The organism is Micromonospora sp. NPDC049089 (assembly GCF_040648775.1).
GTDB lineage: Bacteria > Actinomycetota > Actinomycetes > Mycobacteriales > Micromonosporaceae > Micromonospora.
Genome location: NZ_JBEZEH010000228.1, coordinates 1 through 11,044, shown reverse-complemented (window position 1 = coordinate 11,044; position 11,044 = coordinate 1). Strand labels below are relative to the sequence as shown.

General features: G+C 70.2%; 9 protein-coding genes. 5 read left to right on the top strand and 4 right to left on the bottom strand.

Going from position 1 to position 11,044, the window contains the following annotated elements; genetic code table 11:
• Positions 1-111: 111 nt before the first annotated feature.
• A complete protein-coding gene (locus AB0B48_RS28680) occupies positions 112-1,488 on the bottom strand; it encodes an FAD-dependent monooxygenase (protein ID WP_357206914.1) in 1,377 nt (458 codons plus the stop codon).
• A 236-nt stretch (positions 1,489-1,724) separates the two neighbouring features.
• Here AB0B48_RS28680 and AB0B48_RS28675 point away from each other — a divergent pair, with 236 nt between their 5' ends.
• Complete coding sequence (locus tag AB0B48_RS28675) at positions 1,725-3,101, top strand: serine hydrolase domain-containing protein (protein WP_357206912.1); 1,377 nt, start codon at positions 1,725-1,727, stop codon at positions 3,099-3,101.
• Between the two features lie 86 nt (positions 3,102-3,187).
• On the top strand, positions 3,188-4,516 hold the full coding sequence (locus AB0B48_RS28670) for an alpha/beta hydrolase (protein WP_357206910.1): 1,329 nt from the start codon (positions 3,188-3,190) through the stop codon (positions 4,514-4,516).
• Between the two features lie 60 nt (positions 4,517-4,576).
• Here AB0B48_RS28670 and AB0B48_RS28665 read toward each other — a convergent pair whose 3' ends face one another.
• The gene (locus AB0B48_RS28665; protein WP_357206908.1) at positions 4,577-5,797 is read right to left on the bottom strand and encodes an MFS transporter; all 1,221 of its coding nucleotides are present in this window, start codon (positions 5,795-5,797) and stop codon (positions 4,577-4,579) included.
• Positions 5,798-5,838: 41 nt separating this feature from the next.
• Between AB0B48_RS28665 and AB0B48_RS28660 the strand changes: the two genes are divergently transcribed.
• Positions 5,839-6,948 (top strand): ROK family protein, encoded by a 1,110-nt coding sequence (locus AB0B48_RS28660; RefSeq protein WP_357206906.1) that lies wholly within the window; start codon positions 5,839-5,841, stop codon positions 6,946-6,948.
• 96 nt (positions 6,949-7,044) lie between these two features.
• Here AB0B48_RS28660 and AB0B48_RS28655 read toward each other — a convergent pair whose 3' ends face one another.
• Positions 7,045-7,428, bottom strand: a complete 384-nt coding sequence (locus tag AB0B48_RS28655) for a MerR family transcriptional regulator (RefSeq protein WP_357206916.1) — start codon at positions 7,426-7,428, stop codon at positions 7,045-7,047.
• Between the two features lie 225 nt (positions 7,429-7,653).
• Complete coding sequence (locus tag AB0B48_RS28650; protein ID WP_357206904.1) at positions 7,654-8,904, bottom strand: Ig-like domain-containing protein; 1,251 nt, start codon at positions 8,902-8,904, stop codon at positions 7,654-7,656.
• 214 nt (positions 8,905-9,118) lie between these two features.
• Between AB0B48_RS28650 and AB0B48_RS28645 the strand changes: the two genes are divergently transcribed.
• Both AB0B48_RS28645 and AB0B48_RS28640 read left to right on the top strand, forming a co-directional pair.
• Positions 9,119-9,655: a hypothetical protein gene (locus AB0B48_RS28645; RefSeq protein ID WP_357206902.1), complete on the top strand. Its 537-nt coding sequence runs from the start codon at positions 9,119-9,121 to the stop codon at positions 9,653-9,655.
• Positions 9,656-9,878: 223 nt separating this feature from the next.
• Positions 9,879-11,015, top strand: a complete 1,137-nt coding sequence (locus tag AB0B48_RS28640; RefSeq protein ID WP_357206900.1) for a DUF1996 domain-containing protein — start codon at positions 9,879-9,881, stop codon at positions 11,013-11,015.
• Positions 11,016-11,044 lie beyond the last annotated feature (29 nt).

Here is an 11,044-nt window from a genome sequence, read left to right as displayed (position 1 = left end):
TGTTGGCCCACGCCTCGGTGCCGTCGCAACACCGGTATCCGGACGAAACCGCGCCTTGCCGGATCGCCGCCCGGACTCCGCCTCGGCTCGACCGCCCTTATGAAACAGGCCCTAGCGTGCGCGCCGGTTGGCGCGTAGGGCGCCCAGAAGCACGCCGGGGCGGGCCAGGGAGTGCGGGTGTTCGCGCATGGAGACGACGTCGTTGAACCGCCGCGCGGTCGCCACGTCCGTGACGGTCGCGGCGATGACCTGGCTGCTGGCCCAGCGGGAGAACCGGTAGCCGCGCGGGTAGGGCCCGTCGACGTGGGGCAACGCCAGGTCCGCCGAGGTGGAGAGCGACCAGGCGGCGTCCACCACGACCTTCTGGAGCGCGAGGTAGTGGCGCGCGGGCGCCCGCAGATCCGGGCCGGACCGAAGGTACATCGAGAGGCAGGCCGCGTGCAGGGCCGCCGCCGTCATGCCCTGCCCGTACACCGGGTTGAACGACGCGACGGCGTCGCCGACGCTGATCAGGCCGGCCGGGAACCGCTTTAGCGCGTGGAAGTCCCGTCGTCGACTGTCGGCATGGTGGTAGGTCTGGACGTCGCCGATCATCTCCTGGTCGGCGACGTCGCCGAACTCCGGTGGGAACTGCTCGCGCAGGCGGCGGACGAAGTCATCCGCGGTACGCCCCGGGCGGTCGTTGCCGTAACCGGCCATCATGGCCATCCACCGGCCGGCCTCGATGGCGAAGAACGCGGCTCCGGCCACGTCCATCCCCGATTTCGGCGTGTTCAAAGCCAGGACGACAGTCGAGGCCGGGGTCACCTCCGGGCGGCGGAACAGGGCGGTCGCGTAGTTGAGGTGCACCGTCATCCGCCGGGTGACCGGCCGGTCCCAGTCGGCCTGCTCCAGCCAGTCCGAGAGTCGGCTGGACCGCCCCATGGCGTCCACCACGAGGTCGGCGCGTTCGACACCGGGCACCCCATCGACCTCGGAGCGGACCCCGGTGACCGCGGTGCCGTCGAACACGAGGCCGGTGGCGCGGGCGGTGATCGTCTTGACGTTGGGCAACCGGAGCACCTGCTGGCGGATCAGGCCCTCCAGCAGCGGTCGACTGCCCGCCAGACTGTCGGCGTCGTCGGGGACGACGACCTTCAGACGCCCGTCGAGGTAGTTGCGCCGGGCCTCGGGCGGCGCCTCGACCGCTCCGCGCGCCAGTGCGTCGTCGCGGAATCCGGGGAACAGGCGCTCCAGTTGGAGGAGGCCGCCGGGCAGCAGCGCGTGCAGCTGTGTTCCCTGGGGTACGCCGGGCCGCGCGCCGGTCACCTGCGGGTCGTCCCGGTCGATGATGACGACGGTGTCGGCGTGGTCGGACAGCACCCGGGCGGCCAGTAGACCGGCGACACTGCCGCCGACCACAACGGCCGTGCCCATCGTCGGGGTCAACTGGTCAGGGGGTCGCGGCGCGTTCAGTTCCGCGAAGACCCGGGACGGGGAGAGGGACATGGTGCTCTCCAAGGGGGTAACGGGGGGCGTGCCCTCCCCGGTTGCTGTCAGCGACCGTGCGCGGACAGACCGGTGGACGGTCGTTCGACGTATTGCCCGCCGATCGTCGCACAACCACCTGAACGGCAACCGGCTGTGTCTGCCAGATGACCGCCTGTTGGCCGATGGGCCGGACGGGTCCGTCGTTCGGACGGGTCCGGTGGCGCGTCCTCCGGCCGGCTGTCACGATCTCCGGCATGTCCGTCGCACGTCGAACTCTGCTCGGGGCCGGCCTTGCCGCCGCGACCTCCGCCCTCACCGGTTGCGGTGCCACCGGCGCGCCGGACACCGGCTCGGCCGGCCCTGGCGACGCGGCGACCGCGAAGGGCGCCACCGGCAGCCGGGTCGGATTCGGAGCGGCGGGTGACGCCGGGCCGCCGCTCAGAGCACCGGACGCACCGGTCGGCGGCAACCCGCCGGTGCGTCAGGCCCCCTACGCCCAGGACGTGACCGCCCTGCTCCGGCGACACCTGCCCGCGACCTCACAGACCGTGCAACACAAGGGTTTTCCCGGTGCTGTCGCTCTCGTCGTGGTGGGCGGGAAGGTGACTGTGCACACCGCGGTCGGTGAGGCGCTGCGGTATACGGCGGGTCCGAAGCTGCTCGCGGCGAACCAGCGCGTCGCGATGCGCCGGGACTCCATCTTCGACCTCGCCTCGGTCACCAAGGTGTATACGGCCATCCTGCTGTTGCAGCAGGTCGACAAGGGCCGCGTCGACCTCGGCGCTCCGGTGCGTGACTACCTGCCCGCCTTCACCGGCACGGGCAAGGAGCAGATCACCGTCGAGATGCTGCTCACCCACACCAGCGGTCTTCCCGTCGGCGCCACGGTCACCGGCCTGCCCGACAACGCGGCCCGCTGGAACGCCGTGCTCGGCACGCCGCTGGTCTCCGGCGCGGTGCCGGGCAAGACGTTCCGCTATTCCAGCGTCGGGCTCATGGTCGCCGGCAAGATCGTCGAGAAGGTCACCGGCCAGCGGCTCGACCAGGCGCTCAAGACCAACCTGACCGGCCCGCTCGGTCTGCGCGACACCGGCTTCAACCCGAACAGCTGGCTGTCGGCCGCCGCGAAGGCCAGCCGACTGGTCGCGACCGACGCCCGCTCGTCCCGAGGGCTGCTCCGTGGCGTCGTCCACGACGACGTCGCCAACCACCTGGGTGGCATTGCCGGTCACGCCGGCATCTTCGCCTCCGCGACCGATCTCGCGGCCATCGGTCAGTTGCTCCTGAACGAGGGCGCCCACCAGGGCAAACGGATCCTCTCCGCGGCGACGGTGCGCCGGATGCTCACCAACCACAACGCCGGCAAACCGGCCATCGATCCCGAGCGCCCCAATCGGACCTCGGCGCACGGCCTCGGCGTCGTGCTCAACCAGAGCTGGTTCATGGGCAGGCTCGCCTCGGCCCGGACCTTCGGCCACACCGGATTCGCCGGCCCCTCGCTCCTGGTCGCGCCCGACCGCAAACTCGTCCTGGCGCTGCTCACCAACCGCGCGCACCCCAACTGGAGCTGGTCGAACCCCGACCCGGTCCGCGCCGCTGTCGGCGACCTGCTCGCCACGAAGGTCAACTGACCGGAAGGTGTGGACCATCGCGCCCCACCCTGACACGATACTTGCGCTAGTAGTGCAAATACTTCGTCCGTCCTGGTGGAGGATCGATGCACACATCTCGCCGGAGCCTGCTCTCCGTGGTGGCCGGGGTCGCCCTCGCGGCCAGCCTGTCCGTCGTCGCCGTGCCACGCGCCGCCGAAGCCGCCGCCACACCGACACACCGTCCAGTGATCTTCGTGCACGGCAGCGCGGGATCAGCGGCGCAGTTCGAGACCCAGGCCAAACGGCTGGCCAGCAACGGGTACCCGATCGACATCATCGAAGCCCACGAGTACGACTCCCCGAACATCGCGACGATCCTGCCCCAGGTGTACGCGGGACTCGACGCACGGATCTCCCGCCTGCTCGCGGCCACCGGCGCGGACCGGGTCGACCTCGTCGCGCACTCACTGGGCACCTTCGTCTCGCAGGGCTACCTCAACAGCTCGCCGGAGCGCGCCGTCCGGGTCGCGCACTACGTCAACCTGGACGGGCGCACCGCGACCTCCCCGCCGGGTGGTGTGCCCACGCTCGCCATCTGGGGCGAGGGTGACCCGGCCCGCGCCGTCGCCGGCTCGACGAACGTGCACCTGCCGGACCAGTCGCACACCCAGACCGTGTCCTCGGCGGAGTCGTTCACCGAGATCTTCGGCTTCCTCCGGGGCCACGCGCCTCACACGACGCGGATCGTGCCGCAACTCTTCGGCGCCGCCCGGGTCTCCGGCCGCGCCGTGCTCTTCCCGAGCAACGTCGGTGTCACCGGTGCGATCCTCGAGGTCTACCCGGTCAGCCCACTGACCGGCGGCCGACTGTCACACCGGCCCGCGCATCGGCTGTCGCTCGGCGTCGACGGCTCGTTCGGCCCCCTCCCGGTGCTCGCCACGGCACGCTACGAGTTCGCCATCGTGCGCCCGGGCGCCGCGACGCACCACTTCTACTTCCAGCCGTTCCTCCGCTCGGACTCGTTCCTGCGCCTGGCGACCAGCGAGCCGGGCGACGGCCTCAGCGGTCTGGTCGAGACCAGCGACCGGCACACGGCGCTCACGATCCAGCGGCAGAAGGAGTGGTGGGGCGACCAGGGCGACGCCGGCGACCACCTCTGGATCAACGGCAGGGACGTCCTGAACGCGGCGAACACGCCACGCGCCAAGCGGACGATCGGCATCTTCGCCTTCGACGACGGCAGCGACGGCGTCACCGACCTGTCGGCCCCGCTGCCGGAGTTCTTCAGCCAGACCTTCATCACCGGCATGGACGTCTTCATCCCGGCGACGCCGGCACACCTCGGCCTGGTACGCATCACCGTGGGCCAGCGCGGCGGCGGCCACGAGGTGATCAACGTGCCCAACTGGAGATCGAGCACCGACCGGGTGACGGTCAGCGTGGACGACTTCTGAGCGCACCTCGCGGACGGCCCGGCCACCTCAGGTCGAGACGGTGGCCGGGACCCGCACTCGTCAGACGGTCGCCGGGACCCGCTCGCGCACTCGTCGCCCGACGGCGAAGCCGATCAGCCCCAGGATCAACCCGACGACCGCCAGAGCGACACCCACCCGGGCCGGCGCGAGGTAGCCGAATCCGGCGGCGATGGCGACGCTGCCCAGTGCGGCGCCCAGGCTGTTCGCGATGTTCATGGCCGACTGGTTGACCGCCGCGCCCATCAGTTGCGCTCCCGGGGCGACGGTGATCAGAAGTGCCTGCAGGACCGGACCGAGATACAGGCTGGTCGCCCCGACCAGGAACGCGCCCACGAACAGGCCCACGCTCGTCGACGCCACGAGGCTGAACACGGCGATGCTCACGATCATCGCCACGAAGCCGATGACCATGCTCCGCTGGAGGTCGCGGTCCGCCAGCCAGCCGCCCAGGGCGTTGCCGACGGTCATCCCCAGACCGACCGCGACCAACGTCCACGGCACCGTCGCGGCGGAGAGACCGGCGACGTCGGTGGTGACCGGTGCGATGTAGGTGTTCACCGCGAAGAAGCCGGCGAAGCCGACAGCGCCGGTCGCGGCGACCAGCCAGACCTGCGAGGTCCGCAGCGCCCGCAACTCGGCGGCCGGCGAGCCGTCGACCGCCGCGGCGACCTCCGGAACGACCGCCAGCACCGCCAGCAGGGTGAGCAGAAAGAAACCGGCGATGACCAGGTACGCCACCCGCCAGTCGACCGTCTGCCCGAGCCGCGTGATGAGCGGTACGCCGACCAGGTTGCTCACGGTCAGACCGCCGAGCACTGTGGCGAAACCACGGGCCTCGTTACCGGGGCCCATCAGGGTCGCCGCGAGCAGACCGGCCGCACCGAAGTACGCGCCGTGCGGCAGCGCCGCCACGAACCGGGCCACCAGCACCAGATCGAAGGTGGGGGCGAGCGCGGACGCGACAGTGCCGACGGCGAACATCACGAGCAGCCCGAGGACGAGCTTCTTGCGGGGCAGGCGCGCGCTCAACGCGGCGATCAGCGGCGCGCCGACGACCACACCGAGCGCGTACGCGGTGATCATCCAGCCCGCCTGGGCGACGGCGTCCGACGACGACCGCGCGTACTCGTGCGGGAGCAGACCGCGGGCGATGTCGGGCAGCAGCCCCATCGCCACGAACTCGGTCAGGCCGACCGCGACGCCGCCCAGTGCCAGAGCGGCAAGCGCCGCCAGCCGTCGACCTCTACTCAACTCGATCACCGAAAAAATTTAGCAACAGCGTTGCGTAATAGGGTGGTGAGATGACTCGCGTCACTGCCGACGTCACGTTCCTCCGCGGCTACAACCAGGCTCTCGTGATGGCGGTGGGGCGCACGGCTCGCACGTTCGAGCGCGCGACAGTGGTCGAGGCGACCGGCCTGACACCACAGGCGGTCTCCAAGGTCATCGCCCGGCTGACCGCCGACGGCCTGATCCGCCCCGCCGGCGTCCGGCGTCCGGGCATCGGCAAGCCCGCTGTCGTCTACGAACTCGTCCCGGACAGCCGGTACGCGATCGGCGCCCACGTGGCCCGACGCACGCTGCGGCTCGTCCTGGTCGACCTGGCCGGCACCGTGCACCACTCGGCGGTCAGCCCGCTGCCCCGCGACTTCACCCCGGGGCAACTCCTCGACGCCCTGAGCACCGGCATCGACACGATGGCCGGCATCGGCGACCTGCGGGGCCGACTCACCGGGCTGGGCATCGGCATGATCGGCCCACTCGACCACGCCAACGGCCTGGTCCGGGACGCCCACGGCCTGCGGCACTGGCACGACGTACCGCTGCGCGAGATCGCCGAGAAACACCTCGGTCTCCCCGTCCACCTGGACAAGGACGTCACCGCGGGGATCACGGCGGAGGCCTGGCGGCACGGCGCGGCGTTCGGCGACGCGGCCCTCATCATGGTCGAGTCGGGCATCGGCGGAGGCTTCTGGCTGGGCGGAGCGGCCCATCGGGGGGCACACACCAACGCGGGCGAGTTCGGCCACACTGTCGTCGACCTGACCGGGCCCCTCTGCGTCTGTGGCCGGCACGGGTGCCTGGAGATCGTGCACCACCGCGCCGTCGAGGCCGGCGACATCGCACACGCCGCCCGCGTGCTGGCCGTCGGCGTCGTCAACCTGCTCCAGACCCTCGACCTCGCTCACGTGGTGCTGACCGGCGCGGACCTCCTGCGGCATCCGCAGACCTATCTCGCGGCGGTCACCGAGGCAGTCGGGGCAGACACCCTGCGCGCGGACTGGCTCAGCACCAGGGTGGCCCTGTCCAGCCTCGGCGCGGACGTGATCGCCGCGGGCGCCGCCATGCAGGTCCTCGACCAGCACTACGGCATCCCGGAGCTGGCCCAATCTGTGATCGTTGGCAGCTGAGCAACTCGACACGCCAAGCGACGCCCTGCTGAGCTGCCACCGATCGCCCTGAGGTCAGATCGCGGCGGGTGGTGACGACCGGGACTCGCCGCGTCGCTACGCCACCACGGCGTCGGTGCCCGTATGAGTGCATCCGCTGGCTGGGCTCTCGCTGTCCGCGATGACCTCGTCGAGCCGCTTGCGCGCCTGCTGGAGTTGGGTGATCTGCCGATCGATGCGGTCGCGTTCGGCGCGGAGCAGTGCCCGCGACTGCGGTGTGTTGACCTTCGCGTCGACGCAGGGCAACAGGTCCAGGATGGTTCGGCTGGACAGGCCGGCCGCGTACAGCATCTGGATCAGATAGACCCGGTCCATCGCGTCGTCGAGGTAGTGGCGCTGACCGCCACTGCTGCGTGCGGCAGTCAGGAGGCCCTGCTCCTCGTAGTAGCGCAGGGCTCGTACCGACACCCCGGTCTTCGTGGCGAGTTCCCCGATCCGCATCGACCCCTCCCCCAGGCCGGTGACGTCAGCCACACAGCCTTCTTCCTCACGCGAGCGTCAGGTTCACCGTAGCTCGCACGCCGATTTCTGCACGGCGGCGGTGCGGTCTCTCACTGGCAGACGCGCCACTCGCCGTCCTCCTTGACCAGCGCCACCCCCTGCCGTCATGGCCCGGAGGGTAGGGCTGCCGCGCCAGCGGCGAGAGCCCGCCGGGCGCCCGGGGGTTCAGCCTCCGGAGGCGGACGGCCCCGGCGTCGGCACGCCACCGGCGACCGCACGGGCGGGCGGCGCCGACGCCGGGGCCGGTCGCAGATCCGCGGGTACGGGCAGCGCGCTGCCCTTGATGAACTGGCCCCAACTGGTGTTCCAGGCCGTCCAGCCGTTGCCCGACTGGAGCCGGACCTCGGTGCCGGTGAAGGTGACCAGGTCACCGACCCGGGTGACGCCCATCAACCAGTCGGCGTTGGCCGCCGAGATGTTCGTGCAGCCGTGCGAGACGTTGCGGTGTCCCTGATCCGACACCGACCAGGGTGCCCCGTGGATGAACTCGCCGCCCCAGGTGAGCCGTTGCGCGTCCTCGACGTTCACCACGTAGCCGCCGTTCGGCTCGCCGCGCGTGTCGAACGTGGTGTACTGGTGCTTCTCCATGATCACCATCTTGCCGCTGGACGTGGGGGTGCTGCGCTTGCCCAGGCTGACCGGGATCCTGCGGATCAGCTTGCCGTCCCGTAGCACGCGCATCTGCTTGGTGGCGTTGTCGACTTCGAGCGACACCTGCCGTCCGATCCGGGACGTCGCGGTGCGGTCGGCGTCACCGACGTGGCTCTTCCCGATCGGCAGACCCGTCAGGCCCGCCCGGACACTGATCGTCGTGCCGGGTCGCCAGAAGTCGGGAGCGCGGTAGTAGACCTGACTGCCGTCGTCCACCCAGGACCAGGCACCCGGCTGCGGCGGGCTCGTGGTGACGAACAACCGACGTTGCACGTCGGCGCGGGCGGACCTGGCGATGGGCGGATCGAAACCGATGGTCACCGGCATCGCGGTGCCGTACGTCTGCTTGTCGGCGAAGTACAGCGTGCTGCTCACCTGCGGCTTCGTCGACGCCGCCGCGGTGGTGAAGCTGCTGGTGCGGGTGGTGGTCCGCCCGGAGTCGCCGGTGGCGGTCACCGACGCGGTGTACGTGTGCTGCGGGCGCAACGGGGCGCTCGGTACCCAGGCCGAGCCGTCCTCGCGTGGCTCCGCCCCGACCGTCGTGCCCGCCTCGTCGACGATGCGCACGGCGGTGATCTTTCCACCCGTGACGAGCGGAACCACCTCGGCGCTGAGCGGCACGTTCCGGGAGAGATCGGCCGGCGTGACGGTCAGTTCGGGCGAGGGCACCACCTGCTCGGCGGGACGTACGGCGGCCTTTCGCTCGGTGGTGCACCCACCGAGGACCAGCGGTGCCGCCGCGACGGCCACCGCGACGAGCGCCATACGCCTCCGTAAAACCATCGAACGTCCCCCGGCTTCCGTGTGCTCCGTGGCGGCAATTCTCTCCGCGTCGACGGCACCCCGCGCTGTTTCCGGAAACCACGCAACGAAGGTGGGAACGTTCGGCACGGCACGCGGTCCAGGTCCGACCGTTGCGCTTTCCTTTCGTGATCCGCGGGGCATCGAAGTGTGATGCTGCCATGGAATGCTGGCCGACATGCGCAGAAGACGACGTTCATGGATTCTGCTACCGCTGCCCCTCCTCCTCCTGACCGCCTGCTCGCCAGCGGAGCAGCCGATTGTCGCTCTCGCCGTGCAGGACGGCCGGCCGGTCGGCGTGCTGGTCACCTGTTACGACCGTGACGCCAATATCCGCGTGTTCGAGAACGGCCATGAGGGTGAACCGGGCAAACGGTCACTGATCCGATGGAGCATCGGCGGCCCGCCCGCGAGCGAGGTCGTCGAGGTCACCCTGCTGGGTCAGCCACCGGAGGGCTGGGAGGTCGACGAGCCGGTCGACGTCCCCGGGTCCGAGCCCGGCGCCGAGGTGGACGTCGAGTTGCTCACCGAACTTCGCCCCGGAGTCACCTACACCCTCGACGGGGCAAGCCGCCCTGAGGCCCTCTCGGTGGACTTCACCCTCGCGGACCTGCCACGGATCGGCCCGGACCAGGTGTTGGCACCGGACGGACACAACTCGACGAAGGTCATCCCACGGGAGACCTTCCTGCGCAAGGCACGCGAGCGCTGCTGACCCGACACGGCCAACCATTCAAGAAGTGGAGTGGCGCCACAGTCGCCGATTACGGTTTTTGGAGAGAAATCAGAGAATTGAGATCGAGCCGATATCACGGCGACTCCACAAAGCTGACCAGGCAATCGCTGAGCGCTATTTAAGGGAGAATTAATCGTTCCAACTGGAAGCGGGTAGGGGGTCCACTCGTATTCTTCCCTCTCGGAAGAAAGGTGCGCCCCCGTTGATAAATCTCCGTTCCACCCCTCGACACCGTCGTTCCGTCACCGCCCTGCTGCTGGTGAGCCTGGCGCTGGCCGGCGGATGCAAGGAGGCGCCGGCAAGCCCCGGCGCGTCCGGACCGTCCAGCGACACCGGCATCGGCTCGTCCGGCCCGGACGCGCCGACGGCCACCGCCCCTGGCGACCCGTCGGCCACGCCGAGCGCCCCGGGCACCTCGGCCACCCCGTCCGCGCCGGGCAAGCCCGGAACGCCGGCGACCAGCGCCGCCCCGCCCACCGCATCCGGCGGCTGGATCACCATCGACGCTGGCGCGCAGGCCGCCGCGACGAAGGCGTTCTTCGCGCGCAAGCCCAAGCCGGTGACCGGCAACCCGGTCAAGGTGCCCGAATTCAACGTCGGCTGTACGACCAGCCACCACAACAGCGACGACCCGATCGTGCTGCCGAAGCTGGTGGGTGGCTCGCACAACCACACCTTCTGGGGCAACAAGTCGACCGACGCCAACTCGACAGCCGAATCGCTGCGGGCGTCCAAGGCGACCACCTGCAACTCGCCGGACGACCAGTCCGCCTACTGGGTGCCGACGATGTACCAGAACGGCAAGGTCGTGGACCCGAAGGAGGTGACCGTCTACTACGGTTCCCGCCTGAAGGACCCGAGCAAGACCCAGCCCTTCCCGTTCGGCCTGCGAATGATCACCGGTAACGCCAAGACCCAGGTCGACACCCCGGACAAGCAGGGCAACCACTTCTGGTGCGCCGGCATCGGCGGCGAGATCGGCCGCAGCGCCGACAAGACGTTCCCGGTCTGCGCCAAGACCGCGAACATCGTCCGGCAGATCACCTTCCCGGACTGCTGGGACGGCAAGCACCTGGACAGCCCCGACCACAAGGCGCACATGGCCAACGGGGACCACACCGGGGCGTGCCCGAAGAGCCACCCGGTGCCCGTCCCGTCGGTGTCCTTCGTGATCTCGTACCCGTTGAGCGCGAACACGGACGGCATCACCCTCGCGTCCGGCACGTCGTTCTCCATGCACGCGGACTTCTTCAACGCGTGGAAGGACGAGGCGCTCGCCGCACGGGTGCGCAACTGCCTCGACCAGGGCGTCAAGTGCAACTCGGCGGGCAACTTCTAGAGCGGACGGTCGATCTGAGCTGGCCCACG

What these genes read in the sequence shown, in the direction of transcription:
- AB0B48_RS28680 (WP_357206914.1), bottom strand. Translation starts at nt 1,488, where the DNA reads ATGTCCCTCTCCCCGTCCCGGGTCTTCGCGGAACTGAACGCGCCGCGA.
- AB0B48_RS28675 (WP_357206912.1), top strand. Translation starts at nt 1,725, where the DNA reads ATGTCCGTCGCACGTCGAACTCTGCTCGGGGCCGGCCTTGCCGCCGCG.
- AB0B48_RS28670 (WP_357206910.1), top strand. Translation starts at nt 3,188, where the DNA reads ATGCACACATCTCGCCGGAGCCTGCTCTCCGTGGTGGCCGGGGTCGCC.
- AB0B48_RS28660 (WP_357206906.1), top strand. Translation starts at nt 5,839, where the DNA reads ATGACTCGCGTCACTGCCGACGTCACGTTCCTCCGCGGCTACAACCAG.
- AB0B48_RS28655 (WP_357206916.1), bottom strand. Translation starts at nt 7,428, where the DNA reads ATGCGGATCGGGGAACTCGCCACGAAGACCGGGGTGTCGGTACGAGCC.
- AB0B48_RS28650 (WP_357206904.1), bottom strand. Translation starts at nt 8,904, where the DNA reads ATGGCGCTCGTCGCGGTGGCCGTCGCGGCGGCACCGCTGGTCCTCGGT.
- AB0B48_RS28645 (WP_357206902.1), top strand. Translation starts at nt 9,119, where the DNA reads ATGCGCAGAAGACGACGTTCATGGATTCTGCTACCGCTGCCCCTCCTC.